This is a genomic window from Candidatus Protofrankia datiscae (assembly GCF_000177615.2).
GTDB lineage: Bacteria > Actinomycetota > Actinomycetes > Frankiales > Frankiaceae > Protofrankia > Protofrankia coriariae.
On sequence record NC_015656.1, the window covers coordinates 3,490,990 to 3,517,300 of the forward strand.

Consider the following 26,311-nt stretch of genomic DNA (forward strand, 5'->3'; position numbering starts at 1 on the left):
CTCAGTGGTCGGGTTCGGTGAGCTTTCCGGCCTCTACGTGCAGGTGACGGGTGATGTCGACGGTCTCGAGCATCCGCCGGTCGTGGGTGACGAGCACGAGGGTGCCCGGGTAGCCGCGCAGCGCCGCCTCGAGCTGCTCGATCGCGGGCAGGTCGAGATGGTTGGTCGGCTCGTCGAGGATCAGCAGGTTCACCCCGCGTGCCTGCAGGAGCGCGAGCGCGGCCCGGGTCCGCTCCCCCGGCGACAGTGTGGCCGCGCCCCGGCCGACATGGTCGGCGCCCAGAGCGAACTTGGCCAGCAGCGTACGGGCGTCGGCGGTGGACATCTCGGGCAGGAAACGGCCGAGGACGTCGAGTGGGGAGTCCGCCCCGGCGAACAGGCCACGGGCCTGGTCGACCTCCCCGACGATCACACCCGAGCCCAGCGTCGCGGCACCGGCCGTCAGCGGGACCCGGCCGAGCATCGCGGCCAGCAGCGTCGTCTTGCCCGCCCCGTTCGGGCCGGTGAGCACGATCCGGTCGGTCCAGTCGACGTGAAGGTTCACCGGCCCGAGGGTGAAGGGGCCGCGCTGGACGACCGCATCACGCAGCGTCGCGACGACCGCGCCCGAACGTGGCGCCGCGCCGATGGTCATCCGCAGCTCCCACTCCTTGCGGGGCTCGGCGACCACCTCCAGACGTTCGATCATCCGCTCGGTCTGGCGGGCCTTCGCGGCCTGTTTCTCCGACGTCTCGCCGCGCAGGTTCCGTCGGATCTTGTCGTTGTCGCTGGCCTTGCGGCGCGCGTTGCGGACGCCCTTGTCCATCCAGGCCCGCTGCATGCGGGCGCGGGCGGCCAGCGCGTCGCGCCTGGCCGCGTACTGTTCGTAGTCCTCACGGGCGTGGCCGCGGGCCCGGGCCCGTTCCGCCAGGTAGGAGTCGTAGCCACCCCGGTAGAAGGCGATCTGGTGCTGGTGCGCGTCGATCTCCAGGATGGACGTGACGGTCCGGCTGAGGAACTCGCGGTCGTGGCTGACGACGACCGTCCCGGCCGGCAGCCCGGCCACGAACGACTCCAGCCGCTCCAGCCCGTCGAGGTCGAGGTCGTTGGTCGACTCGTCGAGCAGGAAGACGTCGAACCGGCTGAGCAGCAGGGCGGCGAGCCCGGCCCGGGCGGCCTGGCCGCCGGAGAGCCCGGTCATCGGCGCTGTCAGGTCGATCGCGAGCCCCAGGTCGGCGGCGGACGCGTCGGCCCGCTCGGCGAAGTCGGCGCCGCCGAGCGCCAGCCAGCGTTCCAGCGCGTCGGCGTAGGCGTCGGCCGCGCCCGGCTCGTCGTCGGTCAGCGCCCGGGTCGCCGCGTCCATCCGGCTGGTCGCCGCGGCGACGCCGGTCCGCCGGGCGAGGAAGTCCAGCACGATCTCGCCCGGGCGCCGTTGCGGCTCCTGCGCGAGGTAGCCGACGGACGCGTTCGACGGCGCCAGCCGGACGCTGCCGGCCGCCGGCGCGTCGGTGCCGGCGAGGATCCGCAGCAGACTGGACTTGCCGGCCCCGTTCGGCCCGACCAGCCCGACCCGCTCCGCCGGCCCGATGACCAGGTCAAGATCGTCGAACAGGTTCCGGCCACCGCGAGCAGCCGCGACACCCTTGGCGACAAGCGTCGCGCTCATCTCACCGACCACCTCCCAGACATCAGTCAACCAGCGCCGGGACGAACTCCTCGATCAGAGGACGGCGAATGGAGACCCCAGACAGATCGCGGGACCGACGACGGGCTGATTGACGACGAGCCGCGACGCCTTCGTTCCGGCGGGCCCACAGAGCCTGCCCGATAGCGCCGGCCTGCCCGATAGCGTTGAGGACAGAGCACGCCGCGGACCGGCCCGACGCTCCAACGCAGCCGGGGCGGTTCAGCCGTCGCCACACAGGAACTGATGGTCTGATCCGGCTCGGCCCGTCAGGGAGCAAGCTGCTCCACCGTGACTCCGACGGCTTCATAAGTCGCGGCGGCTCGCTGGTCGAGGCTCATCAGCGTTGCCCGGTGTTCGGCCGCGGTAAAAGCGATCAAGGCATCGTAGGCTGGGCCGCCCAGGATCTGGCTGGCCGTCACCGTGGCCAGGAGTTCCTGATAGCCGGTCTCCGACAGGGTGAGGAACGGCTCGGTGAACCGTTCGGTGATAAAGGCGTGCACGATCGACGGCTGTGCGCGGTGCGGGGGAGGCAGGCAGGTCAGCACGGAGTAGGACTCGACCGCGGCATGGGCGACCAGCCGCGGTCGGCATGCCATGGCCTTACGGGCGATGGCATGGTGTTCGTGCCAACTGGCGAAGCAGGCCACGACCACGCTGGTGTCGACAGCCTTCACCGTCGGGTTCGCTCCAGTGTGGCGCGTACCAGGTCGGCTGTGAGCACGGGCAGTCCGCCTCGGCCACAGCGACCACGCCGTCATCCTCGTCCATCAGCTTCATCGGTGTCGGTGCCGGCACGATCTCAAGCCGCCCGTCCCGTTCCGCGATCTCCAGCGGCTGGCCCGCCGTGAGCCCGAGCGCATCGCGCAGTGCCTTGGGGATGACGACCCGCCCAGCAGCGTCGATGGCAGTCCGCATACCAGAAATCTACCATTCACTGTCCCGCGTGGCAGCCACGGCCACGCCGCCTCATCGCGCTCTCACGGCCGCCTCCATCGCAGGCTGGTCGCGCGATCCTCAGTCACGCCAGTCGAGCTGGTGCTCCGGTACTCCCATCGAACGGCCGTAGGCGACCGCCTCAGCGCGCCCGGCCTGATCTCCCCGCCGGTACCGGAAAATCCGGCCGGCGTAGATGACGAAACGGTTATCGGCGTCGGTGAAGTCGGCGTACCAGCCGCCCTCTGTCCGCAGCGAGGCTGCCAACGCGTCCGCGACGACGGCAGTATCGCCGTCCGGGCTGACAAAATCAATGATCGTCCAGGTCGTCGGCTGGTCCCCCGCCGCCGAGGCGGAGACATCGGCCCGGGTGATCCGACGGATGCCCAGCCGAGGCGGCTCGAAGGGCACGTCCGTCCGCAGACTCTCGCCGATCAGAGTCCCAATGATCACGACTTTCCCTCTCGGTTCTCGCCGTGCCGTCGTGGCGTCTGTCGCTGTGGCGCCGTTGCGCGACGTCGTGCGGGGTCGCGGTGCGTGGTGTCGTCAGATCCCGACGTCGTGCCGACGCCCATGCGACCCCCGCGGTCGATCCGCGCGGGCGCCCAGCTCAGCGCAACCGGACAGTACTACAGGAACCGATCTTTGACATCTTGTGTCAGAGATCATGGACGGCTCCGTAACCTGGGGAATGCCAACGCTGGTCACCGCTCCGCTGTTCGAGATGGTTCGCCTGTCAGTTCGGGGAGGCGGCTCGCCAGGCGGTTGCGGAGCTGGGTCAGGGCGGCGATGCGTTCGTCAAGTGAGGCGAGACGGCGCCCGGCGACCGCCAGCGCGTCCTCACACATGGGCGCCGGACGGAAACGGTCCGGCAGCGGGCAATCGAGAAAGCCCAGGAAGGAACATGTGTCCCGCACGGTGAACCCGCTCGCGAGCAACTTGCGGATGTTGTCGACCCGGGTGACGTCCGCGCTGTCGTAGAGCCGGTAGCCGCTGGGGGCACGCCGTGGACTGAGCAGTCCCTGCTCCTCGTAGTACCGGAGCGTGCGTGTGGTCGTACCGGCCGCGCGGGCCAGTTCACCGATCCGCATGGCCCTCACCTCCCCGACGCCTCCCGACGCCTCTCCGGATAACCGTAGCCGGGCGGGTCTACCGCGACAGCCGGACGACGACCTTGCCGGTGTACGCGCCACCCAGCATGTCGACGAAGGCCCGGGGAGCGTTCTCCAGGCCGTCGACGACGGTCTCGTCGAGGTGGCGACGTCCCTGCCGGAGCCATTCGGCAACCTCGTCCCGGGCCTCGTCCGTCCGGCCCAGATGGTCACTCGTGAGAAATCCCCGCAGCCTGAGCCGCTTGGCGATCGCGAGGACCAGGTTCGACGGCCCGGCCGCGCCGGCACCGCCGTTCTGCGACGCGAGCGCTCCGCACAGCGCGATCCGGCCGTGCGGGTTCATCACCTCGATCGCCGCCTCGAGCTGCGGGCCGCCGGTGTTGTCGAAGTACACGTCGACGCCGCCGGGAGCGGCCTGCCGGAGCCGGTCGGCGAGCTGGCCGTCGTGGTAGTCGAACGCGGCGTCGAAACCGAGCTTCTCGACCAGGTGGGCGACCTTGGCCGGTGAGCCTGCGCTGCCGACGACCCGGCCGGCACCCTTCAGCCGGGCGATCTGGCCGGCAAGGCCGCCCACCGCGCCGGCGGCTCCCGAGACGAAGACGGTGTCCCCGGCGGTCAGCCCGGCAGCGTCGACCAGCCCGGCCCATGCCGTCAGGTACGGCGCGAGATGCGCGGACAGCGTCGAAAAGACCTGACCGTCGACCCGGCGGAACCGCGCCGCGTCGGCGACCGCGTACTCTCGCCACCCCATGCCATGGTGAACCAGATCGCCGACGGCGAGATCAGGACTGGCGCTGAGAACGACCTCCCCGACGGCGTCCCCGTCCATCACCGCGCCCACCGCGTACAGCGGAATCGGCACACCGACGTCACTCATCCGTAGCCGCGCTCCCGCGTCCAGGGACAGGAACAGATTGCGCACAAGCACCTGCCCTGACGACGGCCGCGGAACCGTTGTCTTCACGAGGGCGAAGTCAGCGGAAGTGGGCGTCCTAACGGGACGGGCGGCAAGGTGCACCTGCCAACCGACGCTGTCCCCGGCGAGAGCCGGCGGCTGGTCCGACGCAACGGAGGACGACTGGAATCCGGTCATGCCGCCGGACGCTAAACCCTGACGCGGACGTGAAGGTCAACCCTTTCCGTCAACTTCCGTCATGTGGTCGCACCCGGGGTGACTCCGGCCACGCCACTCATCCAGCACGCGCCCGGGCCACAGCGCTGGCGACGTTGGGTAAGCCGACACGCCCCGGATCGCCGTGGCAGCACTGGCGCGGGCTCAGACAGGTACCGCGACGTTCAGGCGTTCCTGAACGGCAGCGGCAGAAAGACGTTTGTCGTAGCTGACGAAGACCAGCGAAGGCGTATCGAGCCGCAGCGCCGTCGCGAGATGAAGAGCGTCCAGCGAACGTAGCAAAGGATCTGTCAGGGCCGCGGCGGCGACGATGACTGGCTGGTCGACGGGCACAAGCATGACGCGAGACAGGACGTCAGGCACCCGGGGAAGCGCGGCGGGATCGCTGCGGCGCAGTGCGCGGGTCACTTCCAGCACGGCGAGCGCGGATGACACCGAGACGCCCGGCCGGGTGGCCAGCCAGGATCGCAGCGCGCGTGTTTCCAGCTCTGGATGGACCAGCTTCACAAGCGCGCTGGAATCCAGATAGATCACGGAGATTCCTCGCGCAGTTCAGCGATCACGTCCGTGGAGTCGCGCCCGTCCCAGGCACCGGTGGGAGCCGGCTCGGGGAGATCAGCCAGGCTCGCCGTAGGGACGGTGACGCGCCCCTCCGCAACGAGTTGATCAAGGTAGTCACTACCGGTCTGGGTCAGTTCCGGTACCAGCCTTGCCCACGGCCGCCCGTTGCGAGTGATGATGATCGACTCTCCCGCGTGGGCACGATCGACCCAGGTACCCACGGCATGACTGAGATCCCGCATACTGACGGTAGTCATGCTACAAGTCTAACAGGTGTTAGACACCCGGCCTGATCACGGCAGTGCCGCCTGGATCGCGGCGGTGACCGGGCAAGAGTCCCGACAGCGCGACGCGTGCGTCAGCGGGGAACGGACCGTGCGATGCGGAATCCTGTGTCGTCGACCTGGAAGTTCGGATGGCTGCGGCGGCGCACGGACGCCCGGCAGCTCCAGTGCTGGTCGAACCACCCTCCGCCACGCAGCACCCGGTACGTGCCGTAGACCTCGATGTCGTAGGTGTCCCAGCACCAGTCCCAGACATTGCCCAGCATGTCGTACAGGCCCCACGGGTTGGGCTGTTTGCCACCCACCTCGTGGATTCGCTCGTCCGAGTTGGCGCGGTACCAGGCGATGTCGTCGAGCGGGCCGTACCGTGGGCCTGTCGTGCCGGCACGACAGGCGTGTTCCCACTCGGCCTCGGTCGGCAGCCGGTACCCGTCCGCCGAAGGATCCCATTCCACATCCTCGTTGCCAGCACGGATGTCGTACGCGGGGGCCAGCCCCTCGTGTTGTGACATCGCATTGCAGAACCGGACGGCGTCCCACCAGGAAACGCCCTCGACGGGCAGCCGGTCCCCCTGGGCGGCGCCGGGCCGCTCGCCGGTGACCTGTGCGTACTGCCCCTGGGTGACCGGGAACGCGGCGAGACGGTATGGCGCGAGCTCGACGGACCACCTCCGCCGCGTTCGCCGGTCCGACAGCGTCACCCGCCCGGCCGGGACAGCGATCATCGTGTCTTCCACGCCCGCCTCCATGACCATGATCATAATGAGTCCGTCGCGACGACGGACCGCGCCGGTGACAGACAGATGGAGGGGCGAAGGTGAACGCGGCGCGGGAAGGCGCCCGTCAGATCGGCTCGTAAAGGTCTGCCGGGCCGACGAGCAGGATGTCCGGTGACTGGCCAGCGGCCGCGACCAGTTGTTCACTGAAACCCGCCATGCTGAAACAGGCGAGTCGCGTGGTGGCCGCACCCGGGCGGTCCTGGGCACTGAGCAGTTCCCGGATTCTCCTGAGCCGCTCCAGGTGGGCGAGGCCCATGGTGTCGCCCCATTTGGCCTCACCGATCATCAGGAGGCGTTCTTGGTCGCCGTCATAGCTGAAGGCGACGACGTCGAGTTGATGGCTGGTGCGGGCGGACGGGTCGTTGACGACGCCCGTGGCAACCCGGCTGACGAGACCTCCGCCGAATCGTTCCGGCGCGGCGTGGTGCGCGGTCCAGGATCGGCACACCTGCTCGAAGTGCGGCCCGAGGACGTTGCCGACGAAACGGCGCTGGCCGATCTTCCAGAGTTGGGCGAGCCGGCGGGTACCACGTGCGTGCTCAAGATCGGACCACATGGGACGCATCACGGCGTGGTAGAAGGTCACCAGCGGCTCGGCGATGCGGAACTGCGTACGGTTGTCGCGGAACGCATCCGGCTCCCGAGTGATCAGTCCACAGTCAGCCAGGACGGTGAGCGAATGGGCGAGGTCCCCCGACTTCCGTCCGAGGTAGGACGCGATCCCGCCACGTGACGCGTTGCCCTCGGCGATCGCGGCGAGAACCGAGTGGTAGAGCGCGGTATCACGCAGGTCCGGCTCGTCGGCGAGCAGGTAGCGGCCCTCGCGGAAGAGTGCGCTCGTCGGCGAGAGCACGGTACGAGTTACCCAGGCGTCGAAGTCGTCGGGGCCGGCTGGAGTGTCGTCGCGGGCGAACTCGCGGCGGTAGGCCGGGGTGCCGCCGACGATCGCGTGGAGCTTCAGCGCGGTCACGGGGTCGTCGACGCCCCAGAACCGGGCCGCGAGCTGGTGGTCGAGCGTCGCAACGACGAGTTCGAGACCGGCCCGGCCACGCAGCGGTGCGCCGCCCGCGAGCAGGCCGCCCATGAACGACATCGCGGACCCACAGAGCAACAGGCGCGTGCGGCTCTCGTCGCGCTGCGAGCGCCGCGGCGCCAGCACATTCTGGATGATCGACGGCAGCCGCGGGTTCGCCCGAACAAGGTACGGGAACTCGTCGATCACCACCGGCACGGTGCGCTCGCGGCCCAGTTCGAGCAGGGCGTCGAACACGGGGTACCAGTCATCGAACATCAGAGGCGCAGGCGCGCTCACCCGATCAGCCAACGCACTACCGATCCGGCGCAACGACTCGCCGTCCGTGGCCTCGTCCGCCCCGAAGAAGAACCCACCGGTGGCCTCGCACAGCGCGCGGAGCAGGAACGTCTTGCCCTGCCGACGCCGGCCGGACACAACCCCCAGCGTCGCGCCGCCCGCGTCGTCCGTCGCGAACCGCGTCAGCGCGTCCCACTCGAACTCCCGGTCGAACATGTCCACCGGTCGCTCCAGCGTAACCAACCAGCCACTCTCCTTCGGTTCTCGTGAGCACAGTTATCATAACCATACTTATGAGAGTCGGCGCCGTCTGGCCAGCCGCGCCGTGGGCGTCTACCGCCAGCCCATCCAGGCTGAGCACCGCGGCAACGGACGCTCCCGTGCGCTCGCTCTCGAGATGTTCACTCTTCGTACGACGCCCACACGAACCTGTACTGGACCTACCAGACAGCGCCGGGCCGGCTCGCCGAGGAGGTGGAAGCGTTCAACTCCACATCATCCCCGCTCGACCCGATCTGGAGCCAGGTCGAAGCCCTGCTGACCGGCTCCGGCGGGGGATCATCAGTCGACGCCGTAGGGGTCGCGAAGCGGCTGGGCGATGATCGCGGCGTGGACGGAGCGTTCGGCTTGTGCGGCGGGGCCGGCTGCGAGGTAGCGCTGGGTGCGGCCGTGGCCAGCCTCTTCGATCAGGCCGGCGGCCTTGAGGCCCTGCAGGTCGCGGATGGCCTGGTCGCGGGTCAGCCCTTCGTCGCGTATGTAGGTGGCGCGGCGCGCGCCCTCCGGCCGGGTCGTCGCGTAGAGGGCGGCGACGGCGCGCTCGCCGAGCCCGGCGGCCGCTACCTGGTCGGCCAGCACTTTCCAGATTTCGGCAGCGATGTCGAGGCGGCGCTGGACCAGTTGGGCCTGCAGGTGGTGGGCACGCAGGCAGAAGCGCAGCCAACCGTGCGCGTCGCGCTCCGGCTGGAAGCTCCCGCCCTGCGCATCTCCAAGCGCCGCGTAGTACATCGCGGTGTTGTGGGGGGACGATCCGAGCCACTCCTCGATGCTGGAGAACTCCGGCGCAAGGATCAGCTGCCGGGCGAGCACCAGTGTGTGCAGACAGCGAGCCATCCGCCCGTTGCCGTCACGCCATGGGTGGATGCTGACCAGGTTCAGATGTGCCATCGCGGCCCGGACGAAGACCGGGGCATCCCGGTCCCCGCTCTGGAGCCGCTGGCACAGCTCGTCCATGAGCTCCGGCACGCGCTCGGCATCCGGCCCGGTGTAGACCGGCGGGTTGTCCGGCGCGCCGGACACCCAGATCGGCCCTGCTCTGTACCGGCCGGGCGAGCTGCCAAGGCCACCACGAAGCATCATGAAGTGCAGTGCTGACAGCAGCATCGGGTGGAACGCGAAGACCTCGAACCGGGCGGTCTGGAGCACGTAGGTCAACGCGTCCGCGTAGCCGGTGACCGCGGCACGGGTCTGCGCGTCGCGTGCCGTCGGCATCTCCTCGCCAGCTGCCACCGCCTCGGCGTCCGCCATGTCGACGGTGTAGCCCTCGATCGTGTTCGAACCCCGGATCGCACCCGCGATCAGGCTGCGCCGCAGCTGCCCCAGCCAACGGCGCGGCTCGGCGACCTGGTGGCGCAGCTCGCCGCGGAACCGCTCGAGCTCGGCCAGCACCCGCTCGTCGGCCTGGTCGATCGCCGGAACTCGAAACAACATACGACGATGCTACACGCCTCGTAGCATCGGGAACGCAACTGCCAGGGGCGACAGCCGGCAGGTGGCTACCGCGCTGGTCGCCGCGTGGCCATGACCTACCGCGAGACCGGTTGGCGGACAGGGGCAGGAGAACGGATGTGGCGAACAAGAAGTGAGCCGACCCCCGTCCGCCCTACCTGCCAGCCCAGGATGGTCAGTGACTCGTCAGGTCAATCGTGAGGATCTTGACGACGGCGTGCGCATCACCGTCTGCGCCTTCGGTGGTCGCCGAACAGTACTGGTAGTCGATCCGGCCCGCTCCGCTGATCTCGTAGTGGATCGTGCGCGAGTAGCCGTCCCACTTCGGGCCATGGTGCTTACCCGGCAAAATCGTGCTCGATCCAACGGATGGCGGCTGCCCCGGAGCCCGTGAGACGTGGTCCCAGAACTGTCGGGCGCCAGCAACGACTGCTCCAGCTGGCGGATCTGCTTGCTCAACGCCGGCTGCGAGATGAACAGCCGCTGGGTCGCCGCCCGGGTGAAGCTCTGTTCCTCGGCGACCGCCACGAAGTAACGGAGGTCCCGCACATGCACATCCATAACCATTGGCTATAACAATCGGTCCTGGACCGCCGCGGCGCAGCCGGGCACGGTGGTCTGGCGGGGCACTGACCGCCCGGCGCCCGGTCCCGGGGAAGGCACCATGCAGGCACTCGTCCACGACCCGGACCAGCCGGCCGGTTCGCGCCTGGCTGAACGGCCGGCGAGGTCACGTCCCGACAGAGATTTTCGAGGAGCGTGAGCGTGGAACTCGGTGTCAGCGGTCTGAACGCGAAGGCGACGGTCGGCCCGGAGGCGACCGGCCGCCTGGCACGGCTGGCCGAGGAGCTGGGGTACCGCTCCTGGTGGGCTGGTGAGCACGTCGTCCTGCCCAGCCCTCGAGTGCCGGCATCGCCGATGGAGGCGACGGACCCGATCCTCGACCCCCTGGTACACCTGACCTACGTGGCCGCGGTCACCCGGCGGCTCGAGCTGGGTACCGGGATCGTCATCCTTCCCCAGCGCAATCCGCTGGTCCTGGCCAAGCAGGTGGCGAGCCTGGACGTGCTGAGCGGAGGGCGGGTGCTGCTCGGCGTCGGCGCCGGCTACCTGGAGCCGGAGATGACCGCCGTCGGGGTGCCGATGGCCGGACGCGGTCGCCGAACGGACGAGTACCTGGACGCGATGACCTCGCTCTGGCTCGATCCCCTGCCCGCCTACAGGCGGGCAGTACGTCTCGTTCGGGGACGTCGACGCGCACCCGCGCCCCGTCCGCCCGGGCGGCCCGCGAGTCGTGATCGGCGGCCACAGCCCAGCCGCTTACCGACGCGCGATCGCTCGCGGGCACGGATGGTTCGGTAACGGCACGGCCGCCGAGCTCGCCACCCACCTGTCCGGACTCGCCGCGGCGGCGACCGAGATCGAGCGACCGGCCCGGCTCGGCCGCCTGGAAATCATCTACATGCAGCTCGATCCGATCGAGGTCACCGCCGACGCGGCTCGCCGGTACGCCGACCTCGGGGTAGACCGTCTCCTCGTGTATCCGCTGCCGATCGAGTCGGAGCGTGACGTCGCCGCCTTCCTGGAACGGCACGCCTCCCTCCCCTGCTGACCTACATGGGTTCGCGCGGCTACTTGCCGAACAGGCCCGCCCACCTCCTCGTACGCGCGCGGCCGTTCGGCAGGTGAGACCCGGTCGTCTGTCAGCCGCCGGCGTGGTGGGACTCGACGAGCTGGGCGAGGCCGGCCAGTGCCATCCGCGTACCCGTCTCGTTGTCGGCGGCGGGGACACCGTCCGGAATCCCCTCGTGGACGATCAGGACATCGGTCCCGCCGTCGGCATCGGCGAGCGTCGTCGTCATGACCATCTGACCGGCGGACACCTCGCCTTGCGGCGCGTAATGTAGGTATGTACCTACATCGTGGGGGTGGTCGGCGTGAGCGTGATCTCGTCCCGAGAGTTCAATCGTGACGTGAGCGCGGTCAAGCGCGCAGCGGCACGCGGCCCGGTGATCATCACGGATCACGGACGCCCCTCGCATGTTCTTCTGACGTTCGATGACTACCAGCGGCTCACAGGCACGGGGACGAACCTGGGGCAGGCGTTCGTCCTGGACGAGGAGACCGACTTTGAGCCCGTACGCCCGCGGGACTCGCTGCGCGAGGTCGATCTGTGAGGCTCCTGCTCGACACGAACGTCATGTCCGAGCTACGCAAGCCCGCCGCCCGCAGGGATGACCGGTTCAACGCGTGGGCAGGGGCGCTGTCCCCGTCGGACACGTACCTGTCGGTGATCACGTTGCTTGAACTGCGGGCCGGCATCGAGTCCAAGCGACGGCACGACCCGAAACAGGCGGCGGTGCTGGACACATGGCTGGACCACAGCGTGCTGCCCGCATACGTCGGCCGAGTACTCGACGTGGATCAGGACGTCGCCAACGCTGCCGCGCGGCTTCACGTGCCCGATCGGCGCCCAGCGCACGACGCCCTGATTGCCGCCACCGCCCAGGTGCGCAGCCTCGTGCTCGTCACCCGTAACGAATCGGACTTCGATCCCATGGGGATTCCACTCGTGAATCCCTGGCGGGAGCAGCCGTAAGGACCAGTGAGCGGCGTCGTGTGGTCGCAGCCCGGCCGCGATCGCGACTTACGGCGCGCTCCCGAACATCCGGCCGCGGCCCGCGCTACGACCGCCGTCAGGCCCGTCAGCTTCACCGAGGAACGTGAACGGATCGCGCAGGCGCTTCCACCCGAGCCTGGGGTCGAGAGCACCGGAGGACAGGGCCGGGATCTCCAGGGTCTTCGGCGGGGCGCCGCGAACGGCGGACGCCGTTCACCGCCGTCGGCCCCGACTTCGGCCGGTTCCAGACCTTGACGCTCCGCGTCCGGTGACGGACGAGCGTCCGCTGACCGTGGCCGGTCACCCGCGGCGCTTGACTCTGGTCGGTCGGCGAAGTTGGGTGAGGGCATGGCCGAGGTGAACACGGCTCAGGGCACCTCCCGCGCGCAGAAGATGTGGCGACTGTTCGAGCCGGTGCACGCCGTCACCTATTTCGCGCCGGCCAGCCTGGCGGCGTGGGAGGATGCCGGGCTGCGGGGCTACTGGCGCGGGTACTTCGCCGGCCGGGCGGCGCCGCTGGGGCCGGTCGGGGCCGGGCCGGTCGTGGGGGCCTTCTTCGGATTCGCGCCCGTCATGGTGGCCAGAGTGCTGCCGGATGTCTGGACCCGGATCTCCCCGGAGAGGGCCTTGGCCGTCCGGCTCGACGGCGCCCGCGCCGCGCTCGGTCCGCTGGTCGCCGGGGTCGGCGCGGACGGGTTCACGGAGCTGGCCACGCTGCTGCGGTCGGCGGCCGAGCATGTGCCGGTCGCCGGCCGGGTGCTCGGCGCCGCGAACGCCGCGCTGCCCTGGCCCGACGACCCCGTCGGCACCATCTGGCAGGCCGCCACCGTCCTGCGGGAGCACCGCGGCGACGGGCACGTCGCCGCCTTGGTCACCGCCGGTCTCGACGGCCCGGAGAGCCTCGTCTGGCGGGTCAGCAGGGGCGGCAGCGACCGCGCCTTCTACCAGCGGATCCGCGGCTGGACCGACGACGAGTGGGACGCGGCGGCCGACCGGCTGCGGGCTCGCGGCTGGCTCGACACCGCCGGGGCGCCGACCGAGGTGGCGCTGGCTGCCGCCCATGACCTGGAGGCGACGACGGACCACCTCGCGAGCTCGGCCTGGGACGCGCTCGGCCCGGCCACCGTCGACCGCGCCGCCACGCTGCTGGCCCCGCTCGCCCGGGCCGCCGCCACGCTGCTGATGTGGCCCGACCCCGTCGGCGTCCCCGACCCACGGGCCTCGGGCACCGGCTGACCCGGCCCACCGCCGTGCCAGCCGGTTCACCCCGGCATCAGGGCTGGCGGCCGTGCCGGCGCCGAGCTCCCAGCAGGCCTCGCGGGCGGCGGCGTCAGCCTCGCCGAGGACGGTGAGCGGGTCGCGCAGACGCTTCCATTTCAGACCCGTCGTGATCGTCTCGACGCGGACCGCGCCGGTCGTGTCGCTGCTCCCATGGACGTAGAGCACGTATGGCCGACCGATGGTCGCCTCGAGGCAAGGGTAGTAGATCTGGTCGCAGAACATCCCGAAACTCACGTACGTCAAGGAACTACGCTACGTGTCGATCAGCGGGCCGTGGCGGTTGCACCCAGCTCTCAGTACGACTCCCGGTCGAGTAGCCTGGCCGCCGCCATAGCGCCCAGTTCCAGCATGCTGCCCGCGCCGCCGCGTCCAGCCCACCGCGGCCGACAGGCGGGTCACCCGTTGCCCTTGAAAAGCTCGGCGAGTTTCCTCCCGCCCTGGCCAGACAGCCAGGTCTCGAAATTCATCAACTTCGGATGCAGGAGACGAGCGGCGGAGATGTCGGCGCCGTAACCGCCGTTACCGTTCAGGAAGCTCGCGACGTCCGCGACGTCATCACTCTGCCCGCGGACAGCTTCGATCGGAACCTGCACATAGTTGATAGTACGTCCGGTAACGCGACTCAACGCCTCCGCTGTCTGCGCCGGCCGAAGGGTGTCGCCCGCTATCGCCACGGACCGTCCCAGATATGCTGCCGGGTCGGCGAAGGCGAGCGCGACGAAAATTCCAATATCGTCGACAGCCACAAGCTGTTCGGGAACATCCGGTGCGAACGGCGTGGCCAGATTTCCGGTCTGCACCCCGAATGCGGGGTCGGCGTAGTTCTCCATGAACGAGACCGGGCGCAGGACCGTCGCCGGAATACCGATGCGGTTGATATGCTCCTCGACCGCCCGCTTACTCGCGAAGGCACGGCCCCCGCCACCGCGCTCCACCCCGGCTATTGAAGCGTAGACCAGGTGCCGCACCCGGGCTGCCGCAGCCGCGTCGGCCAGGTTCCTGCCCCGCCTGACCTCGTCGTCGAAGGGCACCGGCGGCATGCCCAGAGCACCCTGCTGGACACTGAACACTCCGTGAGCACCTTCGGTGGCCGCGACCAACGACTCACGGTCGTCCAGGTCACCGATGACGACCTGCGCACCCATCGCGGCGAGCCGGCGCGCGGCTCCCCTCGTCGGGTCACGGGTCAGCGCCCGTACCCGCCAACCGTCGGCGAGCAGCCGCGCGGCGGCGGCTCCGCCTTGCTTGCCGGTGGCGCCCGCAACCAGGATCACCATGCTCGCCCGATCGGCTGGGATGCCCTCGGTCGGAGTCCCGTCCAGCGTCCGGTACCGGTTCGTCGTCTCGTCGTCGTCACGCACAGGGCAAGCCTCCCGCGTTGGAGCCGGGCCATCCGCTGGCCCGCATGCCACCTTCCGCAGGATTCGTGCCAACATCGCTGGCACGATCGATCGCATGGCCTTCCACCGCGTCGTCGCTTACGCCCCGCCGGGAACCACCGCACTTGCCCTCGGGATCGTCAGCTCGATCTTCGGACCCCGGCCCGGCCTGCCTGGCTTCGACTTGGCCATCTGCGCACGGCGAGCCGGCCCCGTCCAGACCGACCTCGGCCTGCCGCTGACGGTGGAGCACGACCTCGGACTGCTGGCAACAGCCGATCTGATCATCGTCCTGCCAGCCGTCGACTATCACGTCGAGCCCTCGCACCCCGTTCTACCGGTGCTGCGCGCCGCCCACGACCGGGGCACGACCATCGCCGCCCACTGCGTCGGCACCTTCACGCTGGCGGCGGCCGGTCTGCTGGGCGGCCGCACGGTCACGACCCACTGGCTGTTCGCCGACGAGCTCACCACCCGCCATCCCGAGGTGACCGTTCGGCCGGAAGCCCTCTACATCGACGAGGGATCGATCATCACCGGAGCGGGAGCAGCGGCCGGCATGGACATGTGCCTCCACCTGATCCGCCGCGAGTACGGCGCTGGACTGGCGAACACGATCGCACGGGGCCTGGTGATCCCGCCGCACCGCGACGGGGGTCAGGCCCAGTACGTGAGTGCACCGGTGCCCTCGGACAGCGAGGACCAACGGCTGGCCACCGTCATCGCCTGGGCACGGGAACATCTGGATCACCACGTCACCATCGACATGCTGGCCGCGCGGGCGCTGATGAGCCGCCGTTCCTTCGCCCGCCACTTCAGGTCCGCCACTGGGACATCCCCGCACGCGTGGATGCGGGCCCAGCGCCTGTCACTCGCCGAGGAACTGCTGGAGACAACCAACCTGTCCATCGAACAGATCGCGACGCGGGTCGGCTACCGTAATGCAGCCGTCCTCCGTGAACAGTTCGTCGGTCGCCGCGGGGTGTCGCCCAGCGACTACCGCCGGACTTTCAGCCATTCCTGACCACCCGGCGGGACGGACCCTTCCCCATCGGCGGGAAGGGCCACCGCGCCGAAGCAATCACACCTCCCACGGCGAGGAGGGCGACCGCGAGGGTGTCTCACCCGAGACTGACGGGGAGGGCTGTGGCGGCCTGATGCCTTCGGTTCCATCCGTTCGAGGCATCCGCGTCGTCCGAGCGCTTGAGCTCCACGGCTTCAAGGTGGCTCGGGTCAACGGCAGCCACCACATCACGCGTCACCCCGACGGGCGTGGAACGACGGTCCCGGTGCACGGCGCCCGCGACCTGGCCAAGGGCACCTTGCGGGGCATCCTGAACGAGATCGGACTGACAACCGACGAGCTCGGCCTATAACGGTCGCGCACGACGGGGGCGTGCCCTGAGCGATCGTCTGTCAGGCCGCGAGCGGGACATCCGCGCGCCCCTTGTCGATCAGATGCTGAGGCCAGGTCAGTCGGGCATCAGGCTGGCAGCGACAGTCGCCCCAAGCTCCCAGCAGGCGTCACGGGCGGTCGCGTCCACCTCGCCGAGGACGGTGAGCGGGTCGCGCAGACGCTTCCATTTCAGACCCGTCGTGATCGTCTCGACGCGGACCGCGCCGGTCGTGTCGCTGCTCCCATGGACGTAGAGCACGTATGGCCGACCGATGGTCGCCTCGAGGCAAGGGTAGTAGATCTGGTCGCAGAGCACACAGAAAGTCGCATGCGTCATACAGTCACGCCACGTGTCGTACGAGGCTCGCCGTCACGGGCCGCGTGGCCATCGTCCAGGTCGCGCGCGATTACGCGCGGGCCTCCGGCTACGCCCCCGCGGCAGACACGTACGCCGCTATCTGCCGGACGAATTCGTCAAGGTCGTCGAGGGCATTCAGGCGAGCAACGACGATCTCATCGTTGACCGCGATGTAGTCGCGGACGAGGACATTTCGGAAGCGACGGCCTTGCCGAGCGTCAGCGCGAGCGTTGCGGCCAGCGCTCCATGGTCGTCGAGGAGACGATGATCGCGTCACCGTTGTCCGCCGGCGGTCCCCAGCCCTGCGTCGCGCAGATGTGCTGCGCGACGTCGACACAGGCCTCGATCGCCGTCACGAAGGTGACTTCACCCCGCGCAGCCAGATCGGGTCCGCACGGCGCTCGTCGCCGGCGCCCGACTCGTGGCGGAGCACAGACAGATCGTCGGTGATCGCGCGGAGGAGGCGTAGCACCCGGACTTCGTCGACCACCGGCCACGCGTTCCGGTCCAGAACAGCCGCGGCGAACTCGCGGTGCGCCCGAGTGCTCCGCGGAAGTTCGTCGAAGTAGATCTTTCTGGTCATCGCCTCCCAGCGCACCCGCGCGCCCCGGTCGTCCTCGAAGAGCAGCCGCCCGCCGGCCGCGATCCTGCCCGCGAGCTCAAGCGGCACGCTGTCAAGGACGAGGAGGTCGACGCCGGGCGGCAGGAGTATGTCGAAGGAGCCTGGAGGCCGCGGACCGCCGAAGAAGGCGGCGATATCGATGTCCGAGTCCGCCCGCTGACCCCCGACGGCGCGGCTACCGTGCAGATAGGCGAACTGGGCGCCCGCCTGACGCAGCACGGCGACAGCGTCGCCCGTCGCGCTGGTAACGAGCGTCTTGTCCATGCCCCGATCATCCCAGACACAACAGCCACGCGGCACCCGGCCTCCGCCCGCGTCGCCGGCCCGCGCAGAGGTCTCGGGTCAGCGGGCGCGACACGCCCGTCGCGTGCCAGGCGACGAACTGCACCCACGCACTACCTGGAGCAAACGGCCTGGGCCGGACAGTCAGCTCGCCAGGCATGCCTCGACATCCGCGATCGCCTGCGCGGTGGCGCCGAAGAGGACGGCCTGCCAACCGGCCGCGCGGGCGCCCTCGACGGCCGCGGGTGTGTCATCGAGAAAAACAACGTCTCCTGGATTGACTCCCAGCCGCTCGCAGGTCAACGCATACACTCGCGGATCCGGCTTGGCCAACCCGACCTCGTGGGAGTACACGATCACGTCGGTAACGTCCGCGAAGCCATAGCGCAATGCCGCTCAATTAGGCTGGAGGGGCGTCCGTCCATCCCGACACGCCAACGCCCGATCCCGCATCGATCAACTTCTGAACACGGCATCCAGTCACGTTCCTCAACGTCGATCAGTAGGCGGCGGAGTGCTCATGCCGCGATTTCGGCCGGTCGGCAGATAGAATCCAGATGTGGTGCGCCTTCGCCAGGTAGTTGAATTGCCAGCCGTTGACAACGACCGGCTGACCGACCGCATCTCGATCGGTGTGCTCGCCAGAATCGTTCCCCGGGACCTCGTCGAAGAGGTACTGGTGGAAACGAAGCGGCAGGAACGGCGTACCAGGCTGCTGCCAGCCCGGGTCATGGTGTACTTCACCATGACGATGTGCCTGTTCTTCGACGATGACTACGAAGAAGTCATGCGTAAACTCGCCGGTGCGTTGAGATGGCTGGGGAACTGGCAGGGTGACTGGAAAGTCCCGACCACCGGGGCGATCTCGCAGGCACGGATCAGGCTCGGTGCCGCCCCCCTGAAGGTCCTGTTCGAACGTGTCGCTGTGCCGGTCGCGGGGCTGGGTACCAAGGGCACTTGGCTGCGTTCCCGGCGGCTGATGGCGATCGACGGGTTCTTCCTCGACGCCGCAGACACCCCCGAGAACGTGGCCAGGTTCGGGCGGTCCACCAACGGACACAAGGCCAGCGCTCTGCCCCAGGTCCACGTCGTCGCGCTCGCCGAATGCGGCACGCACGCGATCGTCTCCGCCGCGGTCGGTCCCCGTGCCAGCGACGAACGTGCTCTCGCCGCCACCCTGCTCGACGCCTGCGAACCCGGGATGCTCCTCACCGCCGACCGTTACTTCTACAGCTTCGACCTCTGGCAGCAGGCGCTCGACACCGGCGCGGACCTGCTCTGGCGAGTCAAATCCGATCTCACGCTACCGGTCATCCGGTCCCTTCCCGACAGCTCCTACCTCTCTATCATCGTCAACCCGAAAATCAGAGGGAAACAGCGGAACCAGATCATCGCCGACGCCCGCGCCGGCCGCGACTTTCCCGAGGACTCCGCGACACCCGTCCGCGTCATCGAATACACGGTGCCTGACCGCACAGGATCCGGAACCGGAGAACTGATCTGCCTCATCACCAATATCCTCAACCAGACCGACATACCAGCGGTGGAACTCGCCACGGCCTATCACGAGCGCTGGGAAATCGAAAACATCTTCGATGAGATTAAGACACACCAGCGGGGCGAAGCCCGCGTCCTACGCTCGAAACTCCCGGACCTGGTGGAACAAGAGATCTGGGCGCTGCTCCTCAGCCACTACGCAATCCGATGTCTCATGTGCGAGGCCGCCGACGAAGCCGACGTCGACCCGGACAGGCTATCCTTCATGCGATCACTACGCGTCGTCCGCCGCCAGGTCACCGACCAGGCGGATTTTTCCCCCTGAGGACCACACGCACGCGCTCCGGGAAACCTTCACAGAGATCACCGAACGGCTTAACCCCGTGCGCCTCCACCGCACGTACCCACGCACCATCAGACGAGGCCGACACAACGCCTACCGAGTCAAAAGCCCAACAGACACCGGCACCAAGCATGATCAATCACCGAAGATCATGCTCGCTCGGGCCGCTTAACTAAGCGCCATTGAGCCATAGCGTTCCTGCTCACGCTCGCGCGCACCGACGAAACTGTTACTGAGGATTCCCGTACGAAATCGTGACCGGAGCCCCCGGAACCATTCGAAAAGTTCGACGTTCAACGTCCCCAGATATTCCTCCCACATGAGTGCCCAGAAGCTGGTCATCTGGTCCTCGGAGAGACTCAACCGGACGCGAACAGCGGCGATCACCTCGGCCTCTGACATCGTTCCCACCGAGCCCGCGAGGAAGACGTCATGCAGCTGCTCGAAGACAGTGCCCGCCGCCAGCCCCGCTTCCCGTTCCCATCGCCGCACCCATTCGGTCGGCGGCGTCACTTCCAGCACACCCCCGATGTCAAGAACAACGCACCGCACGTCCATTCGTCGGATTCCTCGCCGATATCGACGCCAACGTCGGTGATCACCGACGTCCGGCACGTCGTCTCGCGCGGGCGAACCGCCGGCCTTCCCACATGATCTGCCTGACTCGTCCGGATCACGCGGGCATCAGGCTGGCCGCGACCGTCGCTCCAAGGGTGCCGGGTCCATTGGTCATCCCCAGGGAAGCGTGCCCGCTTCTGCTACCGGGTGACGATGACCGTCGCGCGGTGTCCGGCAGCATTTTTGATCTTGGTGTCGCCTGTGAGCAGTTCGCAGCCGAGTGCTTCGGCGAGCGCGATGTAGGCGGCGTCGTAGGCGCCGAGGTTGTGCCGCAGCTCCCACAGCCGGGGGTGGTAGGGCCAGACCGGATGACGGGTGATCCGCAGGCGCGCGTAGTCAGCCAGCATCTGCTCGCCGCGATGGTCAGTGATCTTCTTTCCGGCGGCAAGCCCGCGGACTGTTGACGCGACCTCGACGTCGAGATGGTGCGGGGCGTGCAGCGTGCGCGGGGCGGACAGGCGCTGCCGGAGCACCTCGTCGCCATTGCGGACGGACAGCACATCAATGACGAGCGAGCAGTCAACCACGTACGTGAGGGTCAACGCCGTCCCTCGTCGCGCGCCGCGAGGATGTCGTCCATGGTGAGCTCCACCGGTTCCCTGTCGCGGGCGATGCGGGCGATGACCTCGGCGTTGGTCTCCGTGGCCGCGTCGGCATCCATCAGGTCCCGCAAGTACCCGGACAGTGACTGGCCGAGCGATCTAGCGCGTTCGCGGAGGACCGCGAGCGTCGTCGGATCGACATCGCGCACCTGGATGATGCCCACGTCGGCGGACTCGCTCATACGTCCACGCTACCACGCGTTCATGCATGGCGCATGAATGCATCCTCGGTGCCCAACCAGACCCGAGCGCTACGGCATCAGGCTCGCCGCCGTGCTGGCGCCCAGCTCCCAGCATGCCTCCCGGTCCTTCGCGTCCGGGGTACCGATCACCGTCACCGGCTCGCGCAACCGCCGCCAGCGCAGGCCGGTAGCGATCGACTCCACCGCCCGCACCGCACCCATCGTGTCGTTGTTGCCATGCACGTACAGCGCGTAAGGGCGGCCGACGGTGACGTCCAAACAGGGGTAATAGGCTTGATCGAAGAAGTGTTTGAGGGCACCGGACATGTAGCCGATGTTCACCGGCGTGCCGAGTAGGTAGCCGTCGGCGGCCAGCACGTCGACGGCCGTGGCGACAAGCGCGGGGCGGACCACCACGTCCACGCCCTCAATCGCGTCGTCGCGCGCCCCGGCGAGCACGGCCTCCAGCATCGCCTGCATCGTCGGCGACGGCGTGTGGTGGACAACCAGCAACATCGGCATCGCGCCGATCCTACGCGCCGCACTTCAGCCGAGCGGCTGACGATCAGCCCTGCAGAAGGCTCGTGTGCCGGCCAGCCAACGCGAACCCGAACAGCCCGCCGACGCGCGGCCCGATCCCGGCCAATCGACAGTGGATTCAGAGGAGACATGACGTGGGGAAGCGTCCTGCTGCGCTGGTACGTCTGATCCGACGCTCGCCGCGTGACGGTGATGCACCACGCGGCGACCTTCTTCACTCCAGGGTCGGATTTCTCGCCGTCACCGTGGCGACCGTTCTGTGGGCGTTCGGAGCCAGCGTCGCCGGCAGGTTGTTCCATGCCGGAGTCACACCCCTCGAACTGGTGGAGGCACGAACCTACATCACCGCCGTGGGCCTCGGCCTGCTCAGTTATGTCTGGCACACCCGCGACGGCGATCGAGCGTCTGTCGGTGGAAACACTCCCCGGTTCGGGCACACCCTCATGTTCGGGCTGGCGGTGGAAGGCAACGTATTTCTGTCTGACCACCCACGGCGCTGGCGGGAAGCTCACGGTGCCGAATTTCCCGCTGGTGGAAAAGATCGGGCGGATGCCGACGAAATACCCTGAGTTCCGCGGGTCCGTCGGATCTCGATTGAGCGCAGAGACAGTTCGGGACTGGTTTTTTCGGCGTGGTCCAGGGCTTCGCCGCAGAGCGGGACGGGGACGTTTCGGACCACCGCGACGGACGCGGTGGCTGTTGCGGCGCCGGTCGGTCCCTGCCAGGCCAGCTCCACCGTTGCCAGTCGGCCTGTCGGCGGCGACCTCGGTACGGGAGGCGGTGAGCTCGTGGTCGAGCCAGCCCCAGCCGAAACGCTCGAACAGCTCCCGCTCGGCCACCTGCCCCCACTGGTCGAGCGCGGTGCTCCCCCGGTACCGTCCGCGCAGTTCGGCGGGGGTGCTGGCGCGCCGTACGATCCCGTCGAGGGCCGGGGCGTCGAGGAAGCCCCAGGCCCGTCCGTCCGGGAAGGTGAAACCGGTCGGGGCGAACCGGTGTCCGCCGGTGTGGCTGCACCGCCGGACCCGCACGCCGGGCCAGGCCGACGCCACGTCGAGCTGCAGACGGGTGCCGATCCGGCCGCAGCAGCGGTCCCGCTGGCCATGGCCGCACAGCAGGACCTCGACGGGAGCGGGCCGGGCCGTCGCCCACGCACCGGTGCCACCGGCGAGGTCGGAGCTGAGATCACGGTCGAGGAGGCCGAGGATCCCCTCGGTGAGACGATCCCGGGGGACGATGTGGTCGCTGCCCTGGAAACCGTTGGAGTTCCGGCGGCGCCAGAGCGTGACCCGGACGTCGGGCCGTCCTCCTTCATGATCGATACTGGCGTCCGCTTCCACCGTGGTCGCGGCCTGGCTGTCGGCGACCGTGGCGGGGTCGTCGGCCGGCGCGACGGCGAGCAGCCGAACCCCGCGTGGCAGGCCGCGCATGACGTCGGCGAAGGTCGGTATGTCGCCGACGTCCCGTGGCCATGGTGGCGGCGTCTCGACGAGCACGAAGGTGTCGCACACCAGGGCGGAGCCGATCGGGTCGACGCCCTGCTCCCACGTCCACTCGGAGCAGCGCACCGACAGCGCCGAGGACGCCGTTCCGACACTGGTCACCGTGCGTCCTGTCCTTGCGGCATCTGTGACCTCCGGCAGCGTGAACAGCGGCATGAACGCAGCACGGCCGCGCCGCTGTCGACTCGCCGGCCGTCCCGCTCCGGCGGGTCCGGCAGGTCCGACGACCATGAGGACGCGTACCGGTCGCTCCTGGGCGAAACGGCCACCGGTCACCTGGGCGGCGCTGCCACCTGTCCGGCCACCGTACCTGCCGCAGCGCCCCTACCTGCTGCAACGTCTCTGCTCAGGCTCCCTGTCAGGGGCCGACCGCCTGGGTGGGCACCGGCACACTGGTCGACGGCGTCGGCGTGACCGGCGGCGGTGGCGGTGGCTGCTCGGTGTGAACAGGCGGCGGCTGAACGGACGGCGGCTGAACGGACGGGCCGGTTCGCGGCGGCGACGGCTGTGCCGTGACGCCGGTCGTGGCCACCGCCTTCGGCCGGGTGACGCGGGGCGGGAGCACCTTGGGCACGGGCGGCAGGGAGCGCGACCCGCCGCCGGCGGTGGTCCCGGCGGTGGTCCCGGCGGCGGCCGGCCCCTCACCGGTGGTCGCGGGCGGCACGTCCGCGGAAGGCTCCGGAGCGGATGGCCAGACGGTCGGGGCGGGTGGCGCGGTGCCGGGAAGCGGCACGGCGGGGGCGAACGGGGTGGTGGGCGGCGGGACAACGGCGCTGAGCACCACCGCCTGGTCACCCGCCCCGGCGCCGCGCCCGCCTCCGACGTCATACAGATACAGGGAGAAGCCGATCAGCGCGGCCCCGAGGATCCCGGCGCTGGTCCCCAGCCACGGTTTCGCCCGTACCCGCGACCACCAGCCGGACGTGCGCCGCCGGCTGCTCATGCGGACTCCTACCTGCTCCGGTTCCCGCTCTCGCGCACGCCGCTCTGGCCGCATGCGACCGTCGGCTGCCGAGCGGAACACGAAGTCGTGGTCACCGCGTCCGGAATCTGTAAGCCGAGAAGATAGCTGCCCCACACCAGGTACGACGGGTCCGGACCCGTCCGGGTTGCAATCCCACGTAGTACTCCGAGAGCAGAACCGTGGGTTGTCCCGGACGTTGTTACGTTTTCGTTGCAAATCCGCGCGACACCCCGGGAGACCCGACTCTTCCAGTACCCGGAAGGTCAACCAGACAACACACACGCATACCGATGCCGACCGGACATATCCCCCACCGAAGGCCGTCAGGTCATGAGAACAGGAGAACAAGTGGTCGTTATGGCAGCCGTTTACGTACTCATTCTCATGATCGAACATTTTTCACGGACGAAAAGACCGCGCGGCGAACGGAAGCCGGGCTGCCGGGCCGGCAGCGCGAAAAGCTGATCGCGCCGCCGCCGACCCTGATGATCACTGCTGACCGGCTGACCGACCGGCAGCCGAACCCAACGGCTAGCGGCCGCCGAAGAGGCCGCCGCCGCGGCCCTGGTTGCCGAACAGGCCACCAAGCGCTCCGCCGAGGCCACCGTCACCGCCGTGTCCCGGCGGGCCGCCGCGGTGGCCCTGCATCTGGTTGCCGGCGAAACCGCCCTCGCCGAGCCCGAAATGCCCGGCGAGACCGGCGTTGGCAAGAGCGTTGTACGGCGGCAGCAGCTCGCAGGGCTGGACGATGACGTAGCCGTCCCCGGAGAACTGCATCTGCCAGCTTTCCCCGGTGTTGCCACGCGGCCGCCACACCGAGGACGAGGTGACCGCCGCCTGCATCGACACCTGCAGGCTCGACGACCAGCCGACCACCGCGTCGGCGTCCGCGAAGTAGTAGTTCTGCGGGGTGACGCGCATGACGAGCGGGGCGCCCGACGTCACGACCGCGACCTTGCCGTTGCCGGAGAGCTCCACCTGGTAGTTGCCGGCCCCGGCGATCGACACCTGGGAGTCGATGCGGACGACGTCCCAGTGCAGGCCGGCGTCGAAGGCGAGGACGTTCTTGCCGTCCACCGACAGCCCGTCTCCGCCGAGGTCGAGAATGTGCACGTCCTGCGCCTGGTAGGCGAGGAAGACCGTGCCGCCGCCGGAGACCTTCATCAGGTTCAGGCCCTCGCCGCCCTGGAACAGCGACCGGAACCGGCTGCCCCAGCCCTCCCAGTGGGCGTCGAAGTTGGCCCCGCCCTGGTAGGCGACCATGGCGCCCTTGCGGGCGTAGAACTCCCGCATCCCCTCGGCGCCGAGGGTCGCCTTGAGCATCTTGCCGTTCTGCAGGGTGAAACGCTCCCGGGCCTGCACCTCGGGGTTGCCGAGCAGGCTGCTGCGGATGCCGCCCGCCGGGCCGCCGGGCGGGCCGGGCGGAGCGGGTGGGACGCCCGGCCCCCCTCCCGGATAGCCTCCCGGCGCCCCGCCAGGAGGCGGATAGCCGGCCGGGGGGTATCCCGGCGGCTGGCCGCCGGCCGGCGGGTAACCGGGCTGGCCGGGCGGGGGCGGGTAGCCGCCTGGCTGGCCGGGCGGGGGCGGATATCCACCGGGAGCTGCGCCGCCGGGGTAGCCACCCGCGGGCGGACCGCCGAATCCACCGTGGCTCATCATCGAATCCTCTCACCCATGCGTGCCGCGCAGTGGGCCGGACGCCGCGTCACCGGCAACCCGTGTCGCGTGCGGCCGGCACGTCACACACGATCCCCGTACCAGACCCGTGTGCCGCCCGCGCCAGCCGTGGCACCCGCGTCACTCACATCACCCGTACCAGCCATACCAGCCGCGCCCCGGTCAGCCGCGTACCGAGAAGTTCGGCCGTTCGTCCTCGCTCGGCTGGACCACGACGAAACCCTGGCCGGAGAAGCCGAGCTGGAACGCCTCCCCGGAGCCACGGCCGATCAGTCCGCCGAGCCGGACGGTCCGCCGCGGCTGGACCTGCAGGCCGTCGGTGAAGGCGACGAGCGCGTCGGTGTCGACGAACGTCTGCGCCTCCCGGGTGTCCAGCACGACCGGACTGCCCTTCGCGGTCATCGCGACCCAGCCGTGACCGCGGATGACCACGTTGAACATGCCCATGCCGGAGAGCATGCTGACGCCGCGGACACGTTCGATCCCCCACTGCAGACTGGCGTCGAAGGCGAGGATGTTCTTGCCGTTGACGGACAGGCCCTCGCCGGCCAGTTGGGCGACGATGACCTCCTTGCCGTAGTCGGCCAGGTAGAGCAGGCCCTGGCCGACCGCGGTCATCAGCGGTACGCCCTCGCCGGTCGCCCACGAGGAGGCGATCCGGCCAAGCTGTGGGGGCTGCGGGTTGAAGTCGACCAGACCCTCATAGGCGATCATGGATCCGGTCCGGGCGAACAGGTCCTGCCCGGGCTGCATGACCACTTTAACGATCTTGGAACCGTGCCTGCTCATCCGGTCCATGATCTGCGTCTGCCCGAAATGATCCATCAACGTTCCGTACACGGCTGCCTCCCTCCCGCTGTCCGCAAGCCTCCGGGTACCTGCCGAAAAAAATCATCGTACGCTTTTCCACCAGACCGTCCGAGAATTTCCGAGGCCGGGCGAAGAAA

Annotated in this window: 33 protein-coding genes and 5 pseudogenes; 10 read left to right on the forward strand and 28 right to left on the reverse strand. The window is 69.1% G+C overall.

Annotated features, from left to right (window positions below; genetic code table 11):
• Position 1: 1 nt before the first annotated feature.
• From FSYMDG_RS14510 to FSYMDG_RS24655, 13 genes and pseudogenes are all read right to left on the reverse strand, one after another.
• Positions 2-1,645: an ABC-F family ATP-binding cassette domain-containing protein gene (locus FSYMDG_RS14510; protein ID WP_013874159.1), complete on the reverse strand. Its 1,644-nt coding sequence runs from the start codon at positions 1,643-1,645 to the stop codon at positions 2-4.
• Positions 1,646-1,932: 287 nt separating this feature from the next.
• Entirely contained in the window at positions 1,933-2,340 is a 408-nt protein-coding gene (locus FSYMDG_RS14515; RefSeq protein ID WP_013874160.1) for a type II toxin-antitoxin system VapC family toxin, read from the reverse strand.
• A complete protein-coding gene (locus tag FSYMDG_RS29730; protein ID WP_202797628.1) occupies positions 2,267-2,581 on the reverse strand; it encodes an AbrB/MazE/SpoVT family DNA-binding domain-containing protein in 315 nt (104 codons plus the stop codon). The genes FSYMDG_RS14515 and FSYMDG_RS29730 overlap by 74 nt, the downstream gene beginning before the upstream one ends.
• Before the next feature lie 99 nt (positions 2,582-2,680).
• Positions 2,681-3,052 carry a hypothetical protein gene (locus FSYMDG_RS14520; protein ID WP_013874161.1) on the reverse strand — a complete coding sequence of 124 codons (372 nt, stop codon included), beginning with the start codon at positions 3,050-3,052 and terminating at the stop codon, positions 2,681-2,683.
• 251 nt (positions 3,053-3,303) lie between these two features.
• The gene (locus FSYMDG_RS14525) at positions 3,304-3,690 is read right to left on the reverse strand and encodes a MerR family transcriptional regulator (protein WP_013874162.1); all 387 of its coding nucleotides are present in this window, start codon (positions 3,688-3,690) and stop codon (positions 3,304-3,306) included.
• Between the two features lie 58 nt (positions 3,691-3,748).
• The gene (locus FSYMDG_RS14530) at positions 3,749-4,804 is read right to left on the reverse strand and encodes an NADP-dependent oxidoreductase (RefSeq protein ID WP_013874163.1); all 1,056 of its coding nucleotides are present in this window, start codon (positions 4,802-4,804) and stop codon (positions 3,749-3,751) included.
• Between the two features lie 183 nt (positions 4,805-4,987).
• The gene (locus tag FSYMDG_RS14535; RefSeq protein WP_013874164.1) at positions 4,988-5,377 is read right to left on the reverse strand and encodes a type II toxin-antitoxin system VapC family toxin; all 390 of its coding nucleotides are present in this window, start codon (positions 5,375-5,377) and stop codon (positions 4,988-4,990) included.
• Positions 5,374-5,661, reverse strand: a complete 288-nt coding sequence (locus tag FSYMDG_RS14540) for a type II toxin-antitoxin system Phd/YefM family antitoxin (RefSeq protein ID WP_013874165.1) — start codon at positions 5,659-5,661, stop codon at positions 5,374-5,376. The genes FSYMDG_RS14535 and FSYMDG_RS14540 overlap by 4 nt, the downstream gene beginning before the upstream one ends.
• Before the next feature lie 101 nt (positions 5,662-5,762).
• Positions 5,763-6,437: an SUMF1/EgtB/PvdO family nonheme iron enzyme gene (locus FSYMDG_RS14545; RefSeq protein WP_043606586.1), complete on the reverse strand. Its 675-nt coding sequence runs from the start codon at positions 6,435-6,437 to the stop codon at positions 5,763-5,765.
• A 94-nt stretch (positions 6,438-6,531) separates the two neighbouring features.
• Positions 6,532-8,013 carry an ATP-binding protein gene (locus tag FSYMDG_RS14550; RefSeq protein WP_043606589.1) on the reverse strand — a complete coding sequence of 494 codons (1,482 nt, stop codon included), beginning with the start codon at positions 8,011-8,013 and terminating at the stop codon, positions 6,532-6,534.
• Positions 8,014-8,340: 327 nt separating this feature from the next.
• Positions 8,341-9,486, reverse strand: coding sequence for a Fic family protein (locus tag FSYMDG_RS14555; RefSeq protein WP_013874168.1), 1,146 nt, complete (start codon positions 9,484-9,486; stop codon positions 8,341-8,343).
• Positions 9,487-9,679: 193 nt separating this feature from the next.
• On the reverse strand, positions 9,680-9,853 hold the full coding sequence (locus FSYMDG_RS26855) for a hypothetical protein (protein WP_013874169.1): 174 nt from the start codon (positions 9,851-9,853) through the stop codon (positions 9,680-9,682).
• A 74-nt stretch (positions 9,854-9,927) separates the two neighbouring features.
• A pseudogene (locus FSYMDG_RS24655) lies at positions 9,928-10,065 on the reverse strand (LysR family transcriptional regulator); the annotation flags it as partial.
• A 204-nt stretch (positions 10,066-10,269) separates the two neighbouring features.
• Between FSYMDG_RS24655 and FSYMDG_RS14560 the strand changes: the two are divergent.
• The 3 genes and pseudogenes from FSYMDG_RS14560 to FSYMDG_RS28605 form a co-directional block, all read left to right on the forward strand.
• Positions 10,270-10,716 (forward strand): annotated as a pseudogene (locus tag FSYMDG_RS14560) (LLM class flavin-dependent oxidoreductase); the annotation flags it as partial.
• Positions 10,709-10,894 (forward strand): annotated as a pseudogene (locus tag FSYMDG_RS29735) (LLM class F420-dependent oxidoreductase); the annotation flags it as partial. The pseudogenes FSYMDG_RS14560 and FSYMDG_RS29735, both read left to right, overlap by 8 nt.
• A gap of 72 nt (positions 10,895-10,966) precedes the next feature.
• Positions 10,967-11,116: a hypothetical protein gene (locus FSYMDG_RS28605; RefSeq protein WP_237703190.1), complete on the forward strand. Its 150-nt coding sequence runs from the start codon at positions 10,967-10,969 to the stop codon at positions 11,114-11,116.
• A 91-nt stretch (positions 11,117-11,207) separates the two neighbouring features.
• On the opposite strand, the pseudogene FSYMDG_RS29740 reads toward FSYMDG_RS28605, so the two are convergent.
• Positions 11,208-11,378: pseudogene (locus tag FSYMDG_RS29740) on the reverse strand (SRPBCC domain-containing protein); the annotation flags it as partial.
• A 63-nt stretch (positions 11,379-11,441) separates the two neighbouring features.
• On the opposite strand from FSYMDG_RS29740, the gene FSYMDG_RS14570 reads away from it, so the two are divergent.
• From FSYMDG_RS14570 to FSYMDG_RS14580, 3 genes are all read left to right on the forward strand, one after another.
• Complete coding sequence (locus FSYMDG_RS14570) at positions 11,442-11,681, forward strand: type II toxin-antitoxin system Phd/YefM family antitoxin (protein WP_013874171.1); 240 nt, start codon at positions 11,442-11,444, stop codon at positions 11,679-11,681.
• Positions 11,678-12,103, forward strand: coding sequence for a type II toxin-antitoxin system VapC family toxin (locus FSYMDG_RS14575; protein ID WP_013874172.1), 426 nt, complete (start codon positions 11,678-11,680; stop codon positions 12,101-12,103). The genes FSYMDG_RS14570 and FSYMDG_RS14575 overlap by 4 nt, the downstream gene beginning before the upstream one ends.
• A gap of 369 nt (positions 12,104-12,472) precedes the next feature.
• On the forward strand, positions 12,473-13,360 hold the full coding sequence (locus FSYMDG_RS14580; protein ID WP_013874173.1) for an SCO6745 family protein: 888 nt from the start codon (positions 12,473-12,475) through the stop codon (positions 13,358-13,360).
• Between the two features lie 440 nt (positions 13,361-13,800).
• Here FSYMDG_RS14580 and FSYMDG_RS14585 read toward each other — a convergent pair whose 3' ends face one another.
• Positions 13,801-14,766 carry an NmrA/HSCARG family protein gene (locus tag FSYMDG_RS14585; protein WP_013874174.1) on the reverse strand — a complete coding sequence of 322 codons (966 nt, stop codon included), beginning with the start codon at positions 14,764-14,766 and terminating at the stop codon, positions 13,801-13,803.
• 94 nt (positions 14,767-14,860) lie between these two features.
• Here FSYMDG_RS14585 and FSYMDG_RS14590 point away from each other — a divergent pair, with 94 nt between their 5' ends.
• Both FSYMDG_RS14590 and FSYMDG_RS14595 read left to right on the forward strand, forming a co-directional pair.
• Positions 14,861-15,808 carry a GlxA family transcriptional regulator gene (locus tag FSYMDG_RS14590; RefSeq protein WP_013874175.1) on the forward strand — a complete coding sequence of 316 codons (948 nt, stop codon included), beginning with the start codon at positions 14,861-14,863 and terminating at the stop codon, positions 15,806-15,808.
• Positions 15,809-15,941: 133 nt separating this feature from the next.
• Positions 15,942-16,160 (forward strand): type II toxin-antitoxin system HicA family toxin, encoded by a 219-nt coding sequence (locus FSYMDG_RS14595; protein ID WP_013874176.1) that lies wholly within the window; start codon positions 15,942-15,944, stop codon positions 16,158-16,160.
• A 96-nt stretch (positions 16,161-16,256) separates the two neighbouring features.
• On the opposite strand, the gene FSYMDG_RS14600 is transcribed toward FSYMDG_RS14595, so the two are convergent.
• From FSYMDG_RS14600 to FSYMDG_RS14615, 5 genes are all read right to left on the reverse strand, one after another.
• The gene (locus FSYMDG_RS14600; RefSeq protein WP_013874177.1) at positions 16,257-16,517 is read right to left on the reverse strand and encodes a hypothetical protein; all 261 of its coding nucleotides are present in this window, start codon (positions 16,515-16,517) and stop codon (positions 16,257-16,259) included.
• 88 nt (positions 16,518-16,605) lie between these two features.
• Entirely contained in the window at positions 16,606-16,815 is a 210-nt protein-coding gene (locus FSYMDG_RS30110) for a HepT-like ribonuclease domain-containing protein (RefSeq protein WP_431307090.1), read from the reverse strand.
• A complete protein-coding gene (locus FSYMDG_RS28620; protein ID WP_237702770.1) occupies positions 16,757-16,894 on the reverse strand; it encodes a hypothetical protein in 138 nt (45 codons plus the stop codon). Before FSYMDG_RS28620 ends, FSYMDG_RS30110 begins: the two co-directional genes overlap by 59 nt.
• On the reverse strand, positions 16,891-17,424 hold the full coding sequence (locus FSYMDG_RS14610) for a nucleotidyltransferase domain-containing protein (protein WP_237702771.1): 534 nt from the start codon (positions 17,422-17,424) through the stop codon (positions 16,891-16,893). The genes FSYMDG_RS28620 and FSYMDG_RS14610 overlap by 4 nt, the downstream gene beginning before the upstream one ends.
• Before the next feature lie 162 nt (positions 17,425-17,586).
• Positions 17,587-17,832: an HAD-IA family hydrolase gene (locus FSYMDG_RS14615; protein ID WP_050803543.1), complete on the reverse strand. Its 246-nt coding sequence runs from the start codon at positions 17,830-17,832 to the stop codon at positions 17,587-17,589.
• A 169-nt stretch (positions 17,833-18,001) separates the two neighbouring features.
• Here FSYMDG_RS14615 and FSYMDG_RS14620 point away from each other — a divergent pair, with 169 nt between their 5' ends.
• Positions 18,002-19,264 (forward strand): IS4 family transposase, encoded by a 1,263-nt coding sequence (locus tag FSYMDG_RS14620; protein WP_013872077.1) that lies wholly within the window; start codon positions 18,002-18,004, stop codon positions 19,262-19,264.
• Between the two features lie 186 nt (positions 19,265-19,450).
• Here FSYMDG_RS14620 and FSYMDG_RS14625 read toward each other — a convergent pair whose 3' ends face one another.
• The 4 genes from FSYMDG_RS14625 to FSYMDG_RS14640 all read right to left on the reverse strand — a co-directional run bounded on the left by FSYMDG_RS14625 (position 19,451) and on the right by FSYMDG_RS14640 (position 21,215).
• Complete coding sequence (locus FSYMDG_RS14625; protein WP_131796614.1) at positions 19,451-19,804, reverse strand: hypothetical protein; 354 nt, start codon at positions 19,802-19,804, stop codon at positions 19,451-19,453.
• A gap of 236 nt (positions 19,805-20,040) precedes the next feature.
• Entirely contained in the window at positions 20,041-20,442 is a 402-nt protein-coding gene (locus FSYMDG_RS14630; RefSeq protein ID WP_013874179.1) for a type II toxin-antitoxin system VapC family toxin, read from the reverse strand.
• On the reverse strand, positions 20,439-20,684 hold the full coding sequence (locus tag FSYMDG_RS14635; protein WP_013874180.1) for a hypothetical protein: 246 nt from the start codon (positions 20,682-20,684) through the stop codon (positions 20,439-20,441). The genes FSYMDG_RS14630 and FSYMDG_RS14635 overlap by 4 nt, the downstream gene beginning before the upstream one ends.
• Before the next feature lie 69 nt (positions 20,685-20,753).
• Positions 20,754-21,215 (reverse strand): flavodoxin family protein, encoded by a 462-nt coding sequence (locus FSYMDG_RS14640; protein ID WP_043603704.1) that lies wholly within the window; start codon positions 21,213-21,215, stop codon positions 20,754-20,756.
• Between the two features lie 143 nt (positions 21,216-21,358).
• Here FSYMDG_RS14640 and FSYMDG_RS26860 point away from each other — a divergent pair, with 143 nt between their 5' ends.
• Entirely contained in the window at positions 21,359-21,793 is a 435-nt protein-coding gene (locus FSYMDG_RS26860; RefSeq protein ID WP_013874182.1) for a hypothetical protein, read from the forward strand.
• A gap of 384 nt (positions 21,794-22,177) precedes the next feature.
• Here the strand turns inward: FSYMDG_RS26860 and FSYMDG_RS28625 are convergent.
• From FSYMDG_RS28625 to FSYMDG_RS14660, 4 genes and pseudogenes are all read right to left on the reverse strand, one after another.
• Positions 22,178-22,954, reverse strand: a pseudogene (locus FSYMDG_RS28625) (sucrase ferredoxin); the annotation flags it as partial.
• Positions 22,955-23,081: 127 nt separating this feature from the next.
• Positions 23,082-23,666 carry a hypothetical protein gene (locus FSYMDG_RS14650; RefSeq protein WP_013874183.1) on the reverse strand — a complete coding sequence of 195 codons (585 nt, stop codon included), beginning with the start codon at positions 23,664-23,666 and terminating at the stop codon, positions 23,082-23,084.
• 552 nt (positions 23,667-24,218) lie between these two features.
• Positions 24,219-25,343 (reverse strand): AIM24 family protein, encoded by a 1,125-nt coding sequence (locus tag FSYMDG_RS14655; RefSeq protein WP_157491027.1) that lies wholly within the window; start codon positions 25,341-25,343, stop codon positions 24,219-24,221.
• A 183-nt stretch (positions 25,344-25,526) separates the two neighbouring features.
• Positions 25,527-26,204, reverse strand: coding sequence for an AIM24 family protein (locus FSYMDG_RS14660; RefSeq protein WP_013874185.1), 678 nt, complete (start codon positions 26,202-26,204; stop codon positions 25,527-25,529).
• Positions 26,205-26,311: the final 107 nt, after the last annotated feature.